Raw genomic sequence first — 20,752 nt, forward strand, 5'->3', positions numbered from 1 at the left:
GCGGGGCCAGACGGCCTCCCGCCACCGCCGCACACGAATTTCATCCCCCTAAGGGAACACAGTCATGAACGACCTGACCAAATTCACCAACCAGCTGGCGAAGCCCGAAACCTTCGACCAGATCCAGATCGGCATCGCCTCGCCGGAGCGCATCCGCTCGTGGTCCTATGGCGAGATCAAGAAGCCCGAGACGATCAACTACCGCACCTTCAAGCCGGAGCGTGACGGCCTGTTCTGCGCGCGCATCTTCGGCCCCGTGAAGGACTACGAGTGCCTGTGCGGCAAGTACAAGCGCATGAAGTACAAGGGCGTCGTCTGCGAAAAGTGCGGCGTCGAAGTGACCGTGACCAAGGTCCGCCGCGAGCGCATGGGCCACATCGAACTGGCCGCGCCCGTCGCGCACATCTGGTTCCTGAAGTCGCTGCCCTCGCGCATTGGCCTGCTGCTCGACATGCAGCTGAAGCAGCTTGAGCGTGTGCTCTACTTCGAAAGCTACATCGTCACCGAGCCGGGCCTGACCCCGCTCGAAAAGTACCAGCTGCTGACCGAGGATGAACTCCTCGAAGCGCAAGACGAATATGGCGAAGACGCCTTCACCGCCGATATCGGCGCGGAAGCCGTGCGCACCATGCTGATGCAGCTCGACCTCGAGGCCGAGCGCGATGCTCTCATGGAAGAGCTCGCCACCACCAAGTCGGCATTGAAGCCCAAGAAGATCATCAAGCGTCTGAAGGTCGTCGAAAGCTTCATCGATTCGGGCAACCGCCCGGAATGGATGATCCTCGAAGTGATCCCGGTCATCCCGCCCGAACTGCGCCCGCTGGTGCCGCTCGACGGTGGCCGCTTCGCGACCTCGGACCTCAACGACCTCTATCGTCGTGTGATCAACCGCAACAACCGTCTGAAGCGCCTGATCGAACTGCGCGCGCCGGACATCATCGTGCGCAACGAAAAGCGCATGTTGCAGGAAGCCGTTGACGCGCTGTTCGACAACGGCCGCCGCGGCCGCGTCATCACCGGCGCCAACAAGCGTCCGCTCAAGTCGCTGTCCGACATGCTCAAGGGCAAGCAGGGCCGCTTCCGCCAGAACCTGCTCGGCAAGCGCGTCGACTATTCGGGCCGTTCAGTGATCGTGACCGGTCCGGAACTCAAGCTGCACCAGTGCGGCCTGCCCAAGAAGATGGCGCTCGAACTGTTCAAGCCGTTCATCTACGCCCGTCTGGATGCCAAGGGTCTGTCGATGACCCTGAAGCAGGCCAAGAAGTGGGTGGAGAAGGAGCGCAAGGAAGTCTGGGACATCCTTGACGAGGTGATCCGCGAGCACCCGGTTCTCCTGAACCGCGCGCCGACGCTGCACCGTCTTGGCATCCAGGCGTTCGAACCCGTGCTGATCGAAGGCAAGGCGATCCAGCTGCACCCGCTGGTCTGTTCGGCCTTCAACGCCGACTTCGACGGTGACCAGATGGCGGTCCACGTGCCGCTGTCGCTGGAAGCCCAGCTCGAAGCGCGCGTGCTGATGATGTCGACCAACAACATCCTCTCGCCCGCCAACGGCAAGCCGATCATCGTGCCTTCGCAGGACATGGTTCTGGGGATCTACTACCTCTCGATGGAGCGGCAGGAAAAGCACCCCGAATTCATCGAGGAAGCCGACGGCACCAAGATCGAGAAGCTGCCGCGCTTCTCGGACATGGCCGAAGTGCATCAGGCGCTGGAAGCCAAGGCGGTCACGCTCCACACCCGCATCATCGCCCGCGTTCCGCAGGCCGACGAAAACGGCACGGTGGCGATGAAGCGCTTTGTCACCACACCGGGCCGCATGCTGATCGGCGAATGTCTGCCGAAGAACCACAAGGTTCCCTTCGACATCATCAACCGCCTGCTCACCAAGCGCGAGATCGGCGACGTGATCGATCAGGTCTATCGTCACACCGGCCAGAAGGACACGGTGCTGTTCGCCGACGCGATCATGGCGCTGGGCTTCCGCCACGCGTTCAAGGCCGGCATCAGCTTCGGCAAGGATGATATGATCATCCCCGACGCCAAGGAGAAGCTGGTCGAGGAAACCAAGGAACTGGTTGCCGGTTACGAGCAGCAGTATCAGGACGGTCTGATCACCCAGCAGGAAAAGTACAACAAGGTGATCGACGCCTGGTCGAAGTGCGGTGACATGGTCGCCGACGCGATGATGGCCGAGATCAAGGCGACCCCGATCGATCCGGACACGGGCAAGGAAGCCCAGGTCAACTCGATCTACATGATGAGCCACTCCGGTGCGCGTGGTAGCCCGGCGCAGATGAAGCAGCTCGCCGGGATGCGCGGTCTGATGGCCAAGCCTTCGGGCGAGATCATCGAGACCCCGATCATCTCGAACTTCAAGGAAGGTCTGACCGTTCTTGAATACTTCAACTCGACCCACGGGGCGCGCAAGGGCCTTGCGGACACCGCGCTGAAGACCGCGAACTCGGGTTACCTCACCCGCCGTCTGGTCGACGTGTCGCAGGATTGCGTCATCGTCGAGGAAGACTGCGGCACCCAGAACGCGCTTGAAATGCGTGCGATCGTGCAGGGCGGTTCGGTGATCGCCTCGCTCGGCGAACGTATCCTCGGCCGCACCGTGGCCGAAGACATCGTCAACGCGGCGACCGGCGAAGTGATCGTTCCGGCGGGCACCCTGCTCGACGAAGCGATGGTGAAGGAGATCGAGGCGGCTGAAGTGCAGTCGGCCAAGATCCGCTCGCCGCTGATCTGCGAAGCCGAACAGGGCGTTTGCGCGACCTGCTATGGCCGTGACCTCGCTCGCGGGACTCCGGTGAACATCGGCGAGGCTGTCGGCGTGATCGCCGCGCAGTCGATCGGTGAACCGGGCACCCAGCTGACGATGCGGACCTTCCACATCGGCGGCGCGGCGCAGCTGAACGAAACCTCGCACCTCGAAGCGATTTCGGAAGGTCGCATCGAATTCCGCGACATGCCGACCATCACCGACAAGCGCGGCCGCATCCTCAGCCTTGCCCGCAATGGCGAGATCGCGGTGATCGACGCTGAAGGGCGCGAGCGCGAGATGCACAAGGTGCCTTATGGTACGGTGCTGATGTTCAAGGATGGCGATCAGGTGAAGGTCGGCGATCGTATCGCCGAATGGGATCCGTTCACCCTGCCGATCATCACCGAGCAATCGGGTGTGGTGAAGTATCAGGATCTGATCGAGGGCATCACGCTCGAAGAACAGATGGATGATGCCACCGGCATCGCGCAGCGCGTGGTGACCGAAAACCGCGCCACCGGCCGTAAGAAGAAGGAAGACCTGCGTCCGCGCATGACCCTTCTGGCCGAAGGCAGCGGCGAAATCGAAGCGGCGCGTTACATGCTCGCTCCGGGCACCACCCTGTCGGTCGAGGACGGCCAGACGGTTGAAGCGGGCGACATCCTTGCCCGTGCCAGCCGCGAAGCCGCCAAGACCCGCGACATCACCGGCGGTCTGCCGCGTGTGGCCGAACTGTTCGAGGCGCGTATGCCCAAGGACGTGTCGGTCATCGCCAAGATTTCCGGCCGGATCGAATTCGTCCGCGAATACAAGGCGAAGCGCAAGATCGCGATCATCCCCGAGGAGGGTGAACCCGTCGAGTACCTGATCCCCAAGACCAAGGTGATCGACGTGCAGGAAGGCGACTATGTGAAGAAGGGTGACACCCTGATTTCCGGTTCGCCGAACCCGCACGACATCCTCGAAGTCATGGGCGTCGAAGCGCTGGCCGAGTATCTCGTGAACGAGATCCAGGAAGTCTATCGCTTGCAGGGCGTGAAGATCAACGACAAGCACATCGAGGTGATCGTTCGCCAGATGCTGCAGAAGGTCGAGATCACCGATGGCGGGGACACCACCCTGCTGCCGGGCGAGCAGGTCGATCTGGCCGAGATGCTGGAAGTGAACGCCAAGCTGGCGCAGAGCGGCAAGGGCAAGGCGCCCGCGCAGGGCACCCCGGTGCTGCTCGGCATCACCAAGGCCTCGCTCCAGACCCGCTCGTTCATCTCGGCGGCTTCGTTCCAGGAAACCACCCGCGTGCTGACGCAGGCGGCGGTCGAAGGGAAGAAGGACACGCTGATCGGTCTGAAGGAAAACGTGATCGTCGGCCGTCTGATCCCTGCCGGTACCGGCGCGGGCATGAACCGTCTGCGCGTGACCGCCAACAGCCGCGATGCGGCGCTGAAGGCGGCATGGAAGAAGCAACAGGAAGCCCTGTCCGCTTCGGGCCAGCGCGAAGTCGAACCGGCAGCCGACGCCATCGGATCCGAAGAGAAGATGAAGGCCGCGATGGCAGCCATGGCCGCTTCGGCGCCCGCTGCCGAGGTCGAGGACGACGCAGGCGAGGAATAAGCGCCTCGCCGCCTTTCTGGCCACGAATTGCCCCGCCCGAGCCAATGCTCCGGCGGGGCTTTTCTTTGCGTGAACTGCGCCGAATAACGCTATTGCAAATCACTCGCATCAAGGCTAGCCAGTCACTGACCCCAGGCAGTACAGGCGAATCCCATCATGCACCCGCAGCGCTCTCCGTCGACATCCGCCCGCAACACTATCGCGGCCTTGGCGCAGGCGCCGCGGGTGGAGACCCTTGGCCCGGTCGGCGGGCGCTTTATCCATGCCTTGCGCCTGATCGCGCTGCACGAGCGGGTGGGGCGCGATCCTGTTCCCGAACTGGCCGTGCGGCTGGGCAGTGTCGCGGTCGCGGCCCGGGCGCTTGTGCTGGCCCAGACCATCTCTGCGAGCTGGCCGGAGAATATCCACGTTTCGCGCTTCTGCTGCCGGCTGCTCAGCCATGACGAGGCGACCATCGGCGCCTTTGTCGATGCTGCGGCGCAGGCCGACCGGCTGGCGTTCGAGAACGCGCTGAGCGGTCTTGTCCGGGCCGACCGCATGCCGCGGCTGTGGGAGGGGGCGCTCGAACTGGTGGCGGCGGAAATGCGCGCCGCCTGAAGCCTTGCGGGCGGGCAGCCTGCGTTCTACCGCTCCGCGTCATGAGCACACAGCCCGCCACCACCCGCTTCGCCCCTTCGCCGACCGGCCTCCTCCATGTCGGCAATATCCGCACCGCGCTGCATAACTGGATGCTGGCGCGCCGCAGCGGCGGCACCTTTATCCTGCGCATCGACGATACCGACGCAGAACGCAGCCGCGAGGAATATGTCGAGGCGATCCGCGCCGATCTGGCCTGGCTGGGGCTCGACTGGGATCGCGAGGAACGCCAGTCCGCCCGGCTCGACCGTTACGAAGCAGCCTTCGCCGCGCTGAAGGCGGCGGGTCGTGTCTACCCCTGCTATGAAACCGCACAGGAGCTCGACGTAAAGCGCAAGATTGCACTGGGCCGTGGTCTGCCGCCGATCTACGACCGTGCCGCCTTGAAGCTGACCGAGGCCGAGCGGGCCGCCAGGGAGGCCGAGGGCACGCCCGCACACTGGCGTTTCCTGCTCGATCATGCCGAGGCGATCCAGTGGGAGGACGGCATCCGCGGGGTGCAGCGATTCGATCCCGCGCAGCTGTCCGATCCGGTCATCCGCCGCGCTGATGGTTCATGGCTCTACATGATGCCGAGCGCTGTCGACGATATCGATATGGGCGTGACACAGGTGCTGCGCGGCGAGGATCACGTTTCCAATACTGCTGTGCAAATCCAGATATTTACCGCACTTTTTGCTGTGGGCTTTGCTGCAACAGAAAATGCAGCAAAATCACTCCCCGCTTTCGCTCACGAGGCACTGCTGGTGGGGCGGGAAGGCAAGCTGTCGAAGCGGCTCGGTTCGCTTGGCTGTGATGCGTTCCGTGAACGCGGGATCGAGCCGGAGGCGATCATTTCGCTGCTGGCGCGGCTTGGCACTTCGCTTGCCGTGGAGCCGGTTGCCGACCGTTCGGTGCTGACAGCCAGCTTCGACCTTGCCACCTTTGGCCGCGCCCCCGCGAAGTTCGACGACGAGGATCTCGACCGGCTCAATGCCGGGATCGTCCACCAGCTGCCGTTCGAAGCCGTCGCGTCGCGTCTGCCGCAGGGGATGGATGCTGCCGGCTGGCACGCCGTGCGCCCGAACCTTGCCCATGTCGCAGAGGCCGATGCGTGGTGGAAGCTCGTGACCGGCCCGATCTCTCCGCCCGAATTCACTCCCGAAGACCGGCAGTTCCTGTCGCAAGCGGCGCGGCTGCTGGTGTGGGGGGACAATCCCTGGGCCGCGCTCACCACGGCCCTGAAGGAGGAGACCGGGCGCAAGGGCAAGGCGCTGTTCCTGCCGCTGCGTCAGGCGCTTACCGGCATGGACCACGGCCCCGACATGGGCGAATTGCTCCCTCTGATCGGCGAGGCAGAGGCGCGGGCAAGGCTGGAGAGGGCAGCGGGCTGACAGCGCTCAGTCGGCCAGCCAGCCAGCCGTGATCGCGCCGCTGTGCCCCTCCGGTGCCAGGGCGGCCCGCAGGGCTTCGAGCAGCGGCGGCAGGGCTTGCGTGAAGGCATAAGGCGGATTGACGAAAAACAGCCCCGCGCCGTTATAGATGCCGGGCTGATCGGTATCGTAGAGCCAGTGCTCCACGCTCAGGAACTTCGGTATGCCGAGGCGGCGCAGCTTGTCTTTCCAGCGCATATGCTCGGCGCGGTCCTTCAGCGGATACCACACCGCGGTAACACCGTGCGCCCATTTGCGGTGTGCCGCGGCGAGTGTGGCAGTGATGCGGGCGCGCTCGTCGGTCTGCTCGTAGGGCGGATCGACCACCACCACACCGCGCGGCGTTCTGGTCGGAAGCATCGCCAGCCAGAGCTCATAGGCATCGCGTTGATGCACGGCGGCCGTGGTGCCGCGCATCGCACCGCGCAGGGCATGGGCGTCTTCGGGGTGCTTCTCGTTGAGGATCAGGACATCCTGCGCGCGCAGCAACTGCGACAGGATGCGCGGGCTTCCGGGATAAAGGCGCGGCCCTGCCGCTGGGCTGCTCCCGTCGTTCACCGCCAGCACGGCGGCCCGATAATCGTCCAGCAAGGGATTGGCATCGGCGAAGGCGCGCACCACGCCCTGCGCGGCCTCGCCGGTACGCTGCGCCGCATCACCTTCAAGGTCGTAGAGCCCGCAGCCGGAATGGGTGTCGATCATGGTCAGCGCGCCGGGCTTCAGCTGCAAGGCCCGCACAAGCGCGATCAGCAGGGTGTGCTTGACCACATCGGCGCTGTTGCCGGCATGGAAGGAATGGCGATAGTTCACGCGGAAACCTCCATGAAGGCGCCCGGCGCGATCCCGGCAACTGTCCAGTCGCCGATCGACCAGCGCACCAGCCGCAGCGTGGGAAAGCCGACCGCCGCGGTCATCCGGCGCACCTGCCGGTTGCGCCCTTCGCGCAAGGTTATCTTCAGCCAGCTGTCGGGAACGGACTGGCGCACGCGGATCGGCGGATCGCGCAGCCACAGGTCGGGCGGGTCGATGCGGGCGACACTGGCCGGAAGGGTCATGCCATCCTTGAGCCTGACACCGCGGCGCAAAGGTTCAAGCTCGTGCTCCTGCGGATCGCCTTCGACCTGCACGAGGTAGGTCTTGGGCAGTTTGAAGCGCGGATCGGCGATGCGCGCCTGCAACTTTCCGTCATCGCACAGCAGCAGCAGCCCCTCGCTGTCGCGGTCGAGCCTTCCGGCGGGATAGACGCCCTTTACCGCGATGAAATCGGACAGGGTCGCGCGCGCCGTCGGCGACCCGCGATCGGTGAATTGCGACAGGACGCCGAAGGGTTTGTTGAACAGCAGCAGCCGGGCCATCCGGGCTCCATAGAACCCGATTGCGCCGATGTCTTGCAGCGCATGCGACCCCGTCGGTCTGTCAGCGAGCTTCCTATGCCAGCGCGGCGGCGTAAAGCGCCTTGAGGTCAGCCTCGCCCCGTGCAGCCGCAGTTGCATCATAGGCGGGGCTGTCGGGCACCATCCAGCCGTGATTGCCGGGATAGACGGTGACGGTTGCGGCCACATCGGCGGCCTTTGCGGCATCGGCAAAGGTGGTCTTGTCGTCCGGGGCCTTGGCATCATCATCCTGTGCCACGGCGATCAGCACCGCCGCATCGACCTTGCCGAGCAGCGCGTGCGGGCTCATCGGGTTGTCCTTGCGAACCAGCCCGCCGCCGTGGAAGCTCGCTGCTGCCTTGACCCGCGAGGGCACGGCTGCTGCCGCCCACACGGTGAACGGCCCGCCCATGCAATAGCCCTGCGTGCCGATGCCCTTGGCCTGATCGACGCCTTCCTGCCGGTCAAGCCAGTCGACGATTGCTGCGGTGTCGCTCATGATGGCTTGCGGGTTCAGCTTGCCGCGCCAGGGGCCGACCTTCTGAAAGCCGCCGTCGGCGATGAATGCGGCGAAATCGGCGAACTGTTCGCCGGTCACGTCACGATAATAGGGGTTCACCACCAGCACGGCATAGCCTGCGGCGGCGAGCTTGCGGGCGATGCTCCGTTTGGCCTCGCGGATGCTGGCGATATCGGGCCACAGGATCACGGCGGGGTGATTGCCGCTTTCGGGCTGGACGAAAAACCCGTCCATTGTGCCATCGGCGGTGGGGAAGTTGACGCCGCGTTCCTTGAGGCCGGCGGCGGGAACCTGCGCATTGGAGGCGCTTTCGCCCGAAGCACAGGCTGCCAGCGCCGCCGCACCCGTCAAAGCGCCGAACTGGCGGCGGCTGATCGTCTGCTTTGCCCAATCGGCCAGCTTGCTTTCATCGCACATTGATCAAAACTCCTCTCGGCCCCTCTCGCCGCGCACAGATAGGCATCGGGCGGGGGCATGGACAAGCAACGATTCTATCGTCAACATGGGTCCCAAAAGAAAACGGGGAGAGGGATCGATGAACCTTGTGCGGTGGGCGGGCAGTGCCGCCCTGTTGCTGTCGGCGGGGATGCTGGCCAATTGCAGCCAGATTTTCGGGAGCGGCGAGGGCGAGATCACTCACGCCGCGCTGGTCGGGGCGGATGGCGATTCGGCCAACTGGATCAGCCACGGGCGAACCTATTCCGAACAGCGCTATTCCCCGCTCGATGCGATCAACAAGGATACAGTGGGCGATCTGGGCCTTGCATGGTTTGCCGACATGGACACCGCGCGCGGGCAGGAAGCCACCCCGCTGGTGATCGACGGCAAGCTCTATCTCACCACCGCGTGGAGCAAGGTGAAGGCGTTCGATGCCGCGACCGGCAAGGCGCTGTGGGAGTTCGATCCCAAGGTTCCGGGCGAAACCGCGGTCAAGGCGTGTTGCGATGTCGTCAATCGCGGGCTGGCGGCATGGGGTGACAAGCTGTTCTTCGGCACGCTCGATGGCCGGCTGATCGCGCTTGACCGGGAAAGCGGCAAGGTCGCGTGGGAAAAGGTTACGGTCGACCAGTCGAAAAGCTACACCATCACCGGCGCGCCGCGGGTGATCGATGGCAAGGTGATCATCGGCAATGGCGGGGCGGAATTCGGCGTTCGCGGGTTTGTGGCCGCCTATGATGCCGATGATGGCGAACAGCTGTGGAAGTTCTACACCGTGCCAGAGGGCGGCGATCCCAAGGATGCACCCGCCTATCTGCAAAAGGCTGCCCAGACGTGGAACATGGATGTGCTGGGCGCATCCGATGCGATTGGCGGCGGCGGGACCGTGTGGGATTCGATGGCCTACGATCCCGATCTCGACCTGCTGTATATCGGGGTCGGCAATGGCTCCCCATGGAACCGCGCCTATCGCAGCCCCGGCAAGGACGGGACGGGCGAGGGCGATAACCTCTATCTCTCCAGCATCGTCGCGGTGCGGCCTTCGACCGGCGAATATGTCTGGCACTACCAGACCACGCCGGGCGAAACGTGGGATTTCACCGCCACGCAGCACATCATGCTGGCGGACATGACGATCGACGGGAAAGTCCGAAAGGTGCTGATGCAGGCACCGAAGAACGGCTTTTTCTATGTGATCGACCGCGAGACGGGCAAATTCATCAGCGCCAAGCCCTATGTCACGGTGAACTGGGCAAGCGGGATCGACCCGAAGACGGGCCGCCCGATCGAAAACCCCGAAACCCGCGTCGACAAGACCGGCAAGCCCGCGCTCGTCACGCCGGGCGCGCTGGGCGGGCACAACTGGCACCCGATGGCCTACAGCCCCTCGGAGAACCTCGTTTACATCCCGGCCTTCGAAGCAGGGATGATGTATGCCCCCGAAGCCGACTGGAAGCCCGATACCGCGCGCGGTTTCAATGTCGGGTTCAACCTCGGCGCGGGGGATGTGCCTGCGGATGAAGGCTTCCGCAAGCAGGTCGCCGGAACCCTGCGCGGGATGCTGGTGGCGTGGGATCCGGTGGCGCAGAAGGCGCGCTGGACAGTCGAGCATCCCGGGCCGTGGAACGGCGGCCTGCTGGCCACGGGCGGCGGCCTTGTGTTTCAGGGCACCACCGGCAGCGAATTCAACGCCTATGATGCTGCCACCGGCAACAAGCTGTGGAGCTTTGCCGCGCAGACCGGCGTGGTCGCGCCGCCTGTCACTTACACGGTTGATGGCGAGCAATATGTCGCGGTGCTGGCCGGCTGGGGCGGGGCCTATGCCCTTTCGGTCGATGGCGATCTGATCAAGCGCAAGGCACCTGTGCGCAATGTCAGCCGCCTGCTGGTGTTCAAGCTGGGAGGCAAGGCGACTCTGCCGCCCGAGCCGGAACTCGCCGCGCTACCGCTCGATCCGCCGCCGAGCACCGCTTCGGCAGAGGTGATCGCGCTGGGGCAGGCGAAGTATGGCCGTTATTGCGCGGTGTGCCATGCACCGGGCGCGGTCGGATCGACCGTGCTGCCCGATCTGCGCCGCGCCGGATCGCTCGAAAGCGCGCAGGCGTGGAACGCGGTGGTCGAAGGCGGGATGCTGAAGGACAACGGCATGGCCAGCTTCAAAGGCTCGCTGACCAAGGACGAGATCGAGGCGATCCGCGCCTATGTGATCAAGCGCGCCAATGAAGACAAGGCGATCGAGGGGACAGCGAAAAAGCTGGCGCGGCGTTGAACCCCCGCCGCCTCAACCCCTGAACACCACTGTCCGATTGCCGTTCAGCAGCACTCGCTCCTGCGCGAACAGGCGCACTGCTTCGGCGAGTACGCGGCGCTCGATGTCGCGGCCCTTGCGGACGAGGTCTTCAGGGGAATCGGCGTGGGTGATGCGTTCGACATCCTGATGGATGATCGGCCCTTCGTCCAAGTCTGCGGTGACGAAGTGTGCGGTCGCACCGATGATCTTCACCCCGCGCGCGTGCGCCTGGTGATAGGGCTTGGCGCCCTTGAACCCCGGCAGGAACGAGTGGTGGATGTTGATGCAGCGGCCTGCGAAATGGGCTGACTGTTTGTCCGAAAACACCTGCATGTAGCGGGCAAGCACGATCAGTTCGGCATCGGTCGCTTCCGCCAGCGCGCGGAACTGCGCTTCGGCGGCGGGCTTGGTGTCGGGCGTCACCGGAATGTGGTGGAAGGGAATATCGCCGATATCGACGCGGATCGCCGCCTCGCGAGGGTGGTTGGAGACGATCGCCACCACCTCGATCGGCAGTTCGCCGGTGCGGCAGCGATACAGCAGATCGACCAGGCAGTGATCGAACTTGCTGACAAGGATGATCGTGCGGCGCGGACGATCCTCGCTCGCCATCTTCCATCCCATCCCGAACGCGCCCGCCAGCGCGGTGAAATCGGCCCGCAACGCTTCGGCGGTCGAGCCGTCGGGATCGAAAACGACGCGCATGAAGAAGCGGTCGCTGCCGCCTGCCTCGGCGCGATCATTGAACTGCTGTGCGTCGAGGATGTTGCACCCGCGCTCGAACAGGAAGCCGGTGACCCGCGCCGTGATGCCGGGCCGGTCCGCGCAGGCGAGGGTGAGGATCAGCGGTGCGGCCATCTTACCGCGCCAACGCCGCCTCGCACTGCGTCATCAGCTCGGCGATGATATCGGCGGCGGGCTCTTCCTTGGTCACCATGCCGACCGACTGGCCCGCCATGACGCTGCCGTTCTCGACATCGCCCTCGATCACGGCGCGGCGCAGGGCGCCGGCCCAGAAGTGTTCGATCTGGAGCTGGGCCTCACCCATATCGACCTCGCCCGCATCGAGCAGGGCCGCCACTTCGCGCTGCTTGGCGGTGAATTCCTCAGTGCCCTTGTTCTTCAGGGCGCGCACGGGGATCACCGGCAGGCGTGGATCGACCTGCACGCTGGCGACAGCCTCGCGGGCCGAGGCGCGGAAGAAGGCCCTCTTGAAATCGGGGTGGGCGATGCTCTCGCTTGCGCAGGCGAAGCGGGTGCCCAGCTGCACGCCCGCCGCACCCATTTCGAGGTAGGAGGCGATCGCCTCGCCCCGGCCGATGCCGCCCGCGACGAAGATCAGGTGTTCGGCGGCGAGTTCAGGCAGGATTTCCTGCGCCAGCACGGAGGTGGAGACCGGACCGATATGCCCGCCCGCTTCCATGCCTTCGATCACCAGTGCATCCGCGCCCGATCGCAGCAGCTTCTTGGCCAGCGCCAGCGTGGGCGCAAAGCAGATCACCTTGATGCCGCTGTCATCGGCCTTGATCGCCTCGACACTGCCCTTGGGAGGGATGCCGCCCGCCAGCACCACATGGGTGACGCCATGCTTGCGGCACACCGCGATCAGATCGAACAGCGCCGGGTGCATGGTGATGAGGTTGACGCCGAAGGGCTTGGTGGTCAGCGCCTTGGTCGCGGCGATTTCGGTGTCGAGCAGTTCAGGCGTCATCGCCCCGCAGGCGATCACGCCGAAGCCGCCCGCGTTGCTGATCGCAGCGACGAGGTTGCGCTCGCTCACCCAGCTCATCGCGCCGCACAGGATTGCGGTTTCACAGCCGAGGAAATCAGTGCCGCGCTTCATCAGGGCGGCGGTGTGGGGATAGGTGGTCATGGAGGCGCGCCCTAGTCGGAACCGGAGGAATAGACAATCCGCACCGCGGCGGCGGCCTGTTTGGCCAGATCGACCGCAGCCGGCGCATCGCCAGCGCGGGCCAGCGCCACGCCCATGCGGCGCCAGGGCCGGGTGACGGGTTTGCCGAAGATGCGCACATCTGTGTCGCCCAGCGCAAGCGCCTCGGCGATCCCCTCGAAGGCGAAGCTGTCGCTCTCGCGGTCGGCGAGGATCACCGCCGAGGCGGCGGGGCGGGCGGCGACGCTCTCCGGCACCGGCAGGCCCATGATCGCGCGGGCATGGAGATCGAATTCGGTCAGATCTTGGCTCGCGAGGGTGACCATGCCGGTGTCGTGCGGGCGGGGGGAGAGTTCGGAGAAGATCACCTCCTCCCCCTTCACAAAGAACTCGACCCCGTAGAGCCCCCAGCCCCGCCCTTCGCCTTGCAGCGCCATGACGACCTTCGCGGCCATGTCCTGCGCGCTCGCCAGCGCCGCCTGAGACATGGCGGCGGGCTGCCAGCTTTCGCGGTAATCGCCGCGTTCCTGCCGGTGGCCGATGGGCGGACAGAAGCTGATGCCGCCCTTGTGGCGGATGGTCAGCAGCGTGATTTCATAGTCGAAGGCGATGAACTGTTCGCAGATTACCCGCGCCCTGTCGCCGCGCATATTGGCGACGGCATACTCCCACGCCGCCTCCAGCGCCTCCGGCGTATCGACCTTGCTCTGGCCCTTGCCCGATGAGGACATCACCGGCTTCATCACCAGCGGATAGCCGATGCGCGCCGCAATGGCCTCGCACTCGGCGAAGCTCTCCGCATAGCCATATTGCGAGGTCACGAGGCCCAGCTCGCCCGTCGCCAGATCGCGGATCGCATCGCGGTTCATGGTCAATTGCGCGGCACGGGCCGAGGGGACGATGGTGCAGCCCTCGCTTTCGAGTTCCGCCAGCATCTCGGTGCGGATCGCCTCGATCTCGGGGACGATCAGATCGGGCCGGTGCTTCTCCGCCGCCGCCCTCAGCGCCGCGCCATCGAGCATGGAGAACACCTCGCGCGCATCCGCCACCTGCATTGCAGGAGCGTTGTCATAGCTGTCGCAGGCAATCACCCGCGCCCCGAGACGCTTGGCGGAAATGACGAATTCGCGGCCCAGCTCGCCCGAACCGAGCAGCAGGATGGTGGCAATGTGGCTCATGCAGGCGGTTTAGCGGGGTCGGCGCGCAAGTCTAGCAAGGCTTCACGCTGCGCGCCGCTGGGTTGAAACCACCACCTGCCGCCCACCGCCTGCCCGCGCCAACACAAGGCCGAGTTCGGCTTCGCGCAACGTCCAGTCCACCGTGCATGCGACCCGTGCCAGCCCCCCGCTCGCGGAAAGCTGCGGCGACTTGGCCGAGGCAGGGGCTGCCAGCGAGGAGAAGGTCCGCACGGCATCCTCGGCCCATTCGCGGGCCATGCGGGTCGTCATATCGGGCAGCAGCACGCCGAAGCGCTCGCCATCAAGCTGCGCGACTTCGTGTCCGGGCAGGGCCATTGTCTCTATGAACCGGGCAAAGCCCCACAGCACCTCGTCCGCCGTCCGCTGGCCATAGCGCAGCAGCAGCGCGCGCATCCCGTCGACCGCGAGCACCGCCACCATCTGCCCGCCGCCCTGCGACAGATGGCGCCTGAGGCTGGCGCAGAACGCCTGCCGGTTGGCAAGCCCGGTGAGCGGATCGGTGACCGCACGGGCGTGCAATTCTCCCTCCAGGCTGCGCACCTGTTGCACTGATCGCAGCAGCGCGAGCGCGCCTTCGACACTGCCGCCGGGGTCGAAGACGGGCCTTATGCTCAAGGCGTACCAACGCTGGCACCGCGCCTCGTGGCAGGTGCCATGGTCCGGGCAGGCGACGACCGGAAACTCGATCCAGCCCCGTTGCGCATGGCCTGACAGGGCGGTGGTGACATGTTCGCCGACAGAAGCAGCGTGATGGCGTCCTGCCAGATCAGTGATGTGCGGCATCAGCAGCGCCGAGGAGATATCCAGTCCCAGTTCGGCGATATTGGCCGATGCGTGGATGATGAACCCCTTGCGATCGAGCCGGACGACTATGTCTCCCGAAGATTCCTGCAACAAACCATGCAACACCCGCCCCTCGACTTCACTGAACCCCGTTTCCATCCACGCAATGCCCCAGCTGCCCAAAACAGGAAACGTGACATCGTTGTTAGCCGGAAAGTCGAACAGTAACTTAGCTGAACATCAGTAATATTATTTATCAGCTAGGCCTCTTTGAATTTCCTCGTTAGTCTTTAAGTTAACATGGCTAAAAAACGAATCACATTCTGACTTCGTTTACCATGTTTTTCGGTTCGACCAGCGTTTCCTGTCGCTTTGTCGCGATTCTGGTGTCTTTTATCGATAAGCTGTGGGTGATTTTCTCTACAGTTCGATCATGATCCGGACATTGCTGACCGCAGTTCCGAAAGCGTCGGCGATGCGCTGGCGGCACTCGGCAACCAGCGCGCCGATTTCCGGGTCAGTGCCGTGCGGGTCGGCAAGGGCCTCCCGGTCAACGCCCAGAGCTTCGGCAATCGCGTCGATCCGTTCGGGCAGGGGGCGGGCCTTGCCTTTCTCCCATGCCCACACGGTTGGCTTGCTTACGCCGAGCGCGGCGGCGATGTCGGCCAGGGTCAGGCCGGCCTCGCGGCGCAAGCGGTTGATCCTGTGGCCGAAGGGTTCGCCCGCTGTAACCGGGCTGCGCTGCATCTGCCCGGGAGGCGTTCCGGGGGCCAGTCCCTGCAATTGCGCGGCTGCCAGCGCTGCCGGGCCGAGCGCCTGTTCGAAGGCGCAGCCATAAAGCCGCTCGCTACGCCAGACGATCACCGCGCTGACGATTCCGGCCTCGGGCAGGTCGAGCGCCAGTTCCTCGCCGGTGGCAAGTTCCAGCGCCGTTTCCAGCAGCAATCCCGCAGCCGAGATGTTGTGGATCACGACATTGGCTTCGACACCATCGGGGGCAAGGCCGCTCGCTTCAAGCCGCAGCGCGCGGCGGGGGCTGGCGCGCTGGGTGTCGGTTGCAGCCGGTGTGCCGAGGTGGGCCTTGATAGCCATGGGATGTGCCTTTCGCTCGCGGGTGTGAGAGCGGGCACAGTCCGGCCCCGAAAGTTAAGGGCCGGTCACCGGATATGGTTAACTTCGATGAAGCGGGCTACCTGTCAGCTAACCGCATCGAGGCCGTAGGCTGTGTGCAGCACGCGCACGGCGAGTTCGGTCTCATCCTCGTCGATCATCACGCTGATCTTGATTTCCGAAGTGCTGATCGCCTGGATGTTGATGCCGCGATCGGACAGGGCACGGAACATCGTGCTGGCAACGCCCGCGTGGCTCTTCATGCCCACGCCGACGACGCTGATCTTGGCGATCTTGCTGTCGGTGATGATGCGGTTGAAGCCGATGGCATCGCGCCGGTCTTCCAGCAGCGCCTGGGCGCGGGCGAGATCGGATTGTGGCACGGTGAAGGTCACGTCGGTCTCGCCCTTGTCGCGGCCGACGTTCTGGATAATCATGTCGACGTTGATCGAGGCCGCGGCGAGCGGTTCGAAGATGTTTGCCACCGCGCCCGGACGATCGGGCACGCGGGTGAGGATCACCTTGGCCTCGTTCTTGTCATGCGCGATGCCGGTTACAAGCTGGCGTTCCATCAGGCCCTTCTCCACCAATTCGTCCATTTCCTCGTCCGAGACGATCATTGTCCCGGGCAGATCATCGGCTGGCGGTGCGCCTTCGCCGATGAAGCTCGAAAGCACCTGCACCCGCACCTTTTCCTTCATGGCAAGGCCGACCGAGCGGGTCTGGAGCACTTTCGCCCCGACCGAGGCGAGTTCGAGCATTTCTTCGTAAGTCACCGCCTTCTGCTTGCGCGCCTTGGCCACAATGCGCGGGTCGGTGGTGTAAACGCCGTCGACATCGGTGTAGATGTCGCAGCGGTCGGCCTTGATCGCCGCCGCGACCGCAACCGCCGAAGTATCCGATCCGCCGCGGCCCAGGGTGGTGACGCGATTGTCTTCCGAAAGCCCCTGAAAGCCCGGGATCACCGCAATCTCGCCCGCTTCCATCGAGGCGATCAGCTGTTCCGCATCGATCGATTCGACCCGTGCCTTGGCGTGGGCTTCGATCGTGTGAATCGGCAACTGCCAGCCAAGCCAGCTGCGCGCCTTGCAGCCCAGAGCCTGCAACGTCAGCGCGAGAAGGCCGCTGGTCACCTGTTCGCCGCTCGCCACCACGACATCATATTCCGCCGGGTCATAGAGCGGGTTGGCTTCTCGGCAGAAGTTCACGAGCCGGTCGGTCTCGCCCGCCATGGCGCTGACCACCACGGCGACCTGATCGCCGCGGGCGGCCTGTGCGCGCACAATATTGGCGACGCGGCGGATGCGCTCCGTCCCGGCCATCGAGGTGCCGCCGAATTTCATCACGATACGCGCCAAGAGGAAGCTCCCGCTGGTGAGTGTTCGCGCGCGCTGTTAAGGGGGGATGATGGGAAACGCAAACGTATCGAATGTAACTATCCGTCCCGAGGAAGCCGATTTCTTCGCAAACCTTGCGCGGGACTGGTGGAATCCCAGGGGACCAATGGCTTCCCTGCATCAGGTGAACCCGGTGCGGCTGTCGTTTATCCGGGACGCGATCGACGCGCATTGGTCCGACGCCCGCGCTTCGGCCAAGCCGCTGTCGGGCAAGGCTGCGCTTGATATCGGATGCGGGGCGGGTCTGGTGTGCGAGCCGCTGGCACGGCTGGGAGCGAGCGTGACCGGCGTTGACGCAGCGGCCGAGAATGTCGCTGCGGCCAGCGCCCATGCCGAAGGCGTCGGGCTGGATATCCGTTATATGGCGGGCGAGGTCGGGGCGCTAGATATCAGCACTTTCGATCTGGTCACCAGCGTCGAGGTGATCGAGCATGTGGCCGACAAGCCCGCGTTCCTGCGCGATGTCGCGGCGCGGCTTGCGCCCGATGGCCTGCTGGTGATGTCCACCCCGAACCGTACGGCAGCCAGCCGCGTGCTGCTGGTCGGCGCGGCGGAGGCGGTCGGCTATGTCCCCAAGGGCACCCACCACTGGGAGGATTTCATTACCCCTGATGAACTGGAGGCGCTGTTGGCTGACGTCGGACTGACGGTCACGGCGAAGCGCGGGATCGCATGGCGACCCGGCAAGGGGTTGCACCTGTCCGAGGATATGTCGCTGAATTACATTCTGAGCGCGCGGCGGGCTTAAGGACAGCTGCGCCCCTTCAGCGGCCCGTCGCTGAATACGCCCGCAACGCCCGCCGCCTTCAGCATCGCCGCCAGCTTCACATCGCCGCAGCCCCGGCCCTTGGGGTCATCGCCTGTCCGGAGCGCTGCCGGCAGGAAGTCGTTCTCCGGCCGCACGGTCCACGCATGCACCGCCAGACCTGCAGCCTTCGCGTCGGCAACCAGCGGCGTCGGCGCGCCCTCCGGCGTCAGGATCAGGCCGATATGCGCACCAACCGCATCGGCATATTTCGCCACCTCGGCAAGGCCCGTGGGCGCCACCATCTCGGCATAGCGCATCGCGGGCTCGTCCGCCGGGCCGCCGATGGGTGCGACCAGCTGGACCAGTTTGAACCCGCCGCCGCGCTGCTTCAGGCGCTGCAAGGGTGCGATCTCGAAGCTTTGGATGAACACCGGATCGGCGGGGGTGATCCCCAGCTGCCGCAATTCGCGCAGCAGCAGGTCGACCATATCGATCCCGGCGTTCTGGAGCAAGAATTCGGGGTGCTTCAATTCGGGGTAAAGGCCGATGCGCCGGCCAGTTACTGCTTCCTTGGCGCGCACCAGCTTCACGATTTCGGCCAGCGTCGGCACCTGATACAGCCCGTCAAACCGCGCATTGGCAGGCCTGAGCGAAGGAATGCGCTCCTTCGCGCGCAGCGTGCGCAGTTCGGCAAGGGTGAAATCTTCGGCAAACCAGCCGGCCACCCGCTGGCCATCAATGGTCTTTTCGCGCCGCCGGTCCTCGAACTCCTCGCGGGTGGCGACATCGGTGGTGCCCGAAAGCTCGTTTTCGTGGCGCGACACGAGCACCAGATCCTTCGTGGCGACCAGGTCGGGCTCGATGTAGTCGGCGCCCTGATCGATCGCCAGTTCATAGGCGGCAAGCGTGTGTTCGGGCCGCTCGGCACTGGCGCCGCGGTGGGCGATGATCAGCATATCGTTCCCCTGCGCCGCCGCCGGAGAGGCCGCGGCCAGCAGGGCGGCAAGGATCAGGCGCGGCTTAGTCATTGATGGCTCCCAAAGCTGCGGCCAGCCGGTCAGGCCCGTGTCCTGCAATCCGGACGAACGGCACGCCGGCATCTTCCAGCACCTGCGCCACGATCCTTGCAAACCTGTGACGGTCGGCCGGGTCGCTGAAAAAGCGGGTGCCGTCATCCACCCACGGCAGATCGGGTTCAAGCAGCAGGTAGAGATCGGCCTTCGGCGCCAGCATCAGTTCTGCCGGACGCTCGCCCAGCAGCATTTCGCACCAGGCTGCCGTCATCAGGGCATCGGTATCGGCCAGCAGCAGCGGCCCGGCCCATTCGGCAGCGGCGGCGATCATCGCCTGTTGTGCGCGGCCGATCAGCAGCAGATCATCGAGCGACAGCGGCCCGCGGTGCGCCTCGCAATGGCTGCGGCCATATTCGCCGACCGTGATCGCCCCGGTCTCGCGCGCCAGCGCGGCGGCGAGCGTGGTCTTGCCGGTGCTTTCCGCCCCGTGCAGGCAGATGGTGCGGCGGTAATGCGCCTGCACCGGCCTTGGCAGAAACGCCCAGTGCCCCGCCGGATCGGCGCGCACGGCGCTGGCGGAGAGGCCGGAAAGCGGATCGTCGGCCAGCCCCAGCACGCGCCCGCCAAGCGGGACGTAAAGCCCGCCGACCTGCCGCGCCAGCTCCGCGCCGTAATCCTCGCCTGCAAACAGATAGTCGACCGGTTCGGGGTGCGCCTGCGCCACGATGCCGCGCCAGACCGGCCAGAAATCGAGGGAGTCCTCCGGAGCCTGCGGCACGACTTCACCATGGCCCACCACCCGGCAATCGAGCGCAAGCTCGCGCATCCACGCCAGCCGGGTCTCTCCCGCAACGGGATCATCGGGCAGCCAGCACACCAGCACCGTCAACTCGTCCACCAAAGCGCGGGCAGCGCGGATCAGGGCGAGGTGTCCGGCATGGGGCGGCATGAACTTGCCGAGCAGAAAACCCCGCTTCATGCCTCCACCGCCTCGCCTGTCCGCGCTGCTTTTGCCCAGGCGACCAGCCCTGCCGTCGCAAAGCCGAGGAAGACCACATACAGCCCCGCCGTCAGATAAAGCTCGCGGTTCAGGTAAACCCCGATCGACAGCACATCGATCGCGATCCACAGCGCCCAGTTTTCCACCCGCCGCATCGCCAGCAGCACCTGCGCGACCACGCTGCCCCCTGCGATGGCGGCATCGGCGAAGGGCAGCGCGGCATCGGTAAAGCGTGCCATCGCCCAGCCGATGGTGAGGCTCGATCCCGCGACCAGCGCCAGCGCGGCGGCCCGCGCCCTTGCGCCCATCCATTCAACCCGCACCGTCTGGGTAAGGCCTCCCGCGCGCGCCCAGAGCCACCAGCCCCAGCCTTGCACGACAAAGAAAAACACCTGCAACGCCGCTTCGCCATAGAGCCGCGCATCGCGGAAGATGACGAAGTAAAGCGCCACCATTGCCATGCCGAAGGGGTAGTTCCAGATCGAACGCCGCACCAGCAGCGCGATATTGGCCACGCCCAGCACAACGGCGATGATTTCCAGCGGGTTCATTCTTGCGGATCGG

Annotated in this window: 17 protein-coding genes; 5 read left to right on the plus strand and 12 right to left on the minus strand. The window is 65.2% G+C overall.

Going from position 1 to position 20,752, the window contains the following annotated elements:
* Positions 1-64 precede the first annotated feature (64 nt).
* From rpoC to ACU0AG_RS11255, 3 genes are all read left to right on the plus strand, one after another.
* Positions 65-4,378 carry a DNA-directed RNA polymerase subunit beta' gene (gene rpoC / locus ACU0AG_RS11245; protein WP_482782375.1) on the plus strand — a complete coding sequence of 1,438 codons (4,314 nt, stop codon included), beginning with the start codon at positions 65-67 and terminating at the stop codon, positions 4,376-4,378.
* Between the two features lie 225 nt (positions 4,379-4,603).
* Entirely contained in the window at positions 4,604-4,975 is a 372-nt protein-coding gene (locus ACU0AG_RS11250; RefSeq protein WP_482782376.1) for a DNA-directed RNA polymerase subunit beta', read from the plus strand.
* 41 nt (positions 4,976-5,016) lie between these two features.
* Positions 5,017-6,387: a glutamate--tRNA ligase gene (locus tag ACU0AG_RS11255; protein ID WP_482782377.1), complete on the plus strand. Its 1,371-nt coding sequence runs from the start codon at positions 5,017-5,019 to the stop codon at positions 6,385-6,387.
* A 6-nt stretch (positions 6,388-6,393) separates the two neighbouring features.
* Here ACU0AG_RS11255 and ACU0AG_RS11260 read toward each other — a convergent pair whose 3' ends face one another.
* The 3 genes from ACU0AG_RS11260 to ACU0AG_RS11270 form a co-directional block, all read right to left on the minus strand.
* The gene (locus ACU0AG_RS11260; protein ID WP_482782378.1) at positions 6,394-7,236 is read right to left on the minus strand and encodes a 23S rRNA (adenine(2030)-N(6))-methyltransferase RlmJ; all 843 of its coding nucleotides are present in this window, start codon (positions 7,234-7,236) and stop codon (positions 6,394-6,396) included.
* Positions 7,233-7,781 (minus strand): pseudouridine synthase, encoded by a 549-nt coding sequence (locus ACU0AG_RS11265; protein WP_482782379.1) that lies wholly within the window; start codon positions 7,779-7,781, stop codon positions 7,233-7,235. Before ACU0AG_RS11265 ends, ACU0AG_RS11260 begins: the two co-directional genes overlap by 4 nt.
* A 73-nt stretch (positions 7,782-7,854) precedes the next feature.
* On the minus strand, positions 7,855-8,736 hold the full coding sequence (locus tag ACU0AG_RS11270) for a dienelactone hydrolase family protein (RefSeq protein WP_482782380.1): 882 nt from the start codon (positions 8,734-8,736) through the stop codon (positions 7,855-7,857).
* Between the two features lie 118 nt (positions 8,737-8,854).
* Between ACU0AG_RS11270 and ACU0AG_RS11275 the strand changes: the two genes are divergently transcribed.
* Complete coding sequence (locus ACU0AG_RS11275; RefSeq protein WP_482782381.1) at positions 8,855-11,026, plus strand: PQQ-dependent dehydrogenase, methanol/ethanol family; 2,172 nt, start codon at positions 8,855-8,857, stop codon at positions 11,024-11,026.
* 12 nt (positions 11,027-11,038) lie between these two features.
* On the opposite strand, the gene purU is transcribed toward ACU0AG_RS11275, so the two are convergent.
* From purU to ACU0AG_RS11305, 6 genes are all read right to left on the minus strand, one after another.
* Positions 11,039-11,905 carry a formyltetrahydrofolate deformylase gene (gene purU, locus ACU0AG_RS11280; RefSeq protein WP_482782382.1) on the minus strand — a complete coding sequence of 289 codons (867 nt, stop codon included), beginning with the start codon at positions 11,903-11,905 and terminating at the stop codon, positions 11,039-11,041.
* Between the two features lies 1 nt (position 11,906).
* The gene (locus tag ACU0AG_RS11285) at positions 11,907-12,920 is read right to left on the minus strand and encodes an NAD(P)H-dependent flavin oxidoreductase (RefSeq protein WP_482782383.1); all 1,014 of its coding nucleotides are present in this window, start codon (positions 12,918-12,920) and stop codon (positions 11,907-11,909) included.
* An 11-nt stretch (positions 12,921-12,931) separates the two neighbouring features.
* Positions 12,932-14,116, minus strand: coding sequence for a formate-dependent phosphoribosylglycinamide formyltransferase (gene purT, locus ACU0AG_RS11290; RefSeq protein ID WP_482782384.1), 1,185 nt, complete (start codon positions 14,114-14,116; stop codon positions 12,932-12,934).
* A gap of 42 nt (positions 14,117-14,158) precedes the next feature.
* Entirely contained in the window at positions 14,159-15,079 is a 921-nt protein-coding gene (locus ACU0AG_RS11295; protein ID WP_482782385.1) for a GGDEF domain-containing protein, read from the minus strand.
* A gap of 261 nt (positions 15,080-15,340) precedes the next feature.
* Positions 15,341-16,012: a helix-turn-helix domain-containing protein gene (locus ACU0AG_RS11300; protein WP_482782386.1), complete on the minus strand. Its 672-nt coding sequence runs from the start codon at positions 16,010-16,012 to the stop codon at positions 15,341-15,343.
* A 104-nt stretch (positions 16,013-16,116) separates the two neighbouring features.
* Complete coding sequence (locus tag ACU0AG_RS11305; protein ID WP_482782387.1) at positions 16,117-17,388, minus strand: aspartate kinase; 1,272 nt, start codon at positions 17,386-17,388, stop codon at positions 16,117-16,119.
* Between the two features lie 49 nt (positions 17,389-17,437).
* Here ACU0AG_RS11305 and ubiG point away from each other — a divergent pair, with 49 nt between their 5' ends.
* A complete protein-coding gene (gene ubiG / locus ACU0AG_RS11310) occupies positions 17,438-18,175 on the plus strand; it encodes a bifunctional 2-polyprenyl-6-hydroxyphenol methylase/3-demethylubiquinol 3-O-methyltransferase UbiG (protein ID WP_482782388.1) in 738 nt (245 codons plus the stop codon).
* Here the strand turns inward: ubiG and ACU0AG_RS11315 are convergent.
* From ACU0AG_RS11315 to pnuC, 3 genes are read right to left on the minus strand one after another with little or no spacing between them, the layout of a single operon-like run.
* Positions 18,172-19,203: a glycerophosphodiester phosphodiesterase family protein gene (locus ACU0AG_RS11315; protein WP_482782389.1), complete on the minus strand. Its 1,032-nt coding sequence runs from the start codon at positions 19,201-19,203 to the stop codon at positions 18,172-18,174. The genes ubiG and ACU0AG_RS11315 overlap by 4 nt on opposite strands.
* Positions 19,196-20,167: an AAA family ATPase gene (locus ACU0AG_RS11320; RefSeq protein WP_482782390.1), complete on the minus strand. Its 972-nt coding sequence runs from the start codon at positions 20,165-20,167 to the stop codon at positions 19,196-19,198. Before ACU0AG_RS11320 ends, ACU0AG_RS11315 begins: the two co-directional genes overlap by 8 nt.
* A complete protein-coding gene (gene pnuC, locus ACU0AG_RS11325) occupies positions 20,164-20,739 on the minus strand; it encodes a nicotinamide riboside transporter PnuC (RefSeq protein WP_482782391.1) in 576 nt (191 codons plus the stop codon). Before pnuC ends, ACU0AG_RS11320 begins: the two co-directional genes overlap by 4 nt.
* Positions 20,740-20,752: the final 13 nt, after the last annotated feature.

Source organism: Erythrobacter sp. RANMB8 (assembly GCF_056848235.1).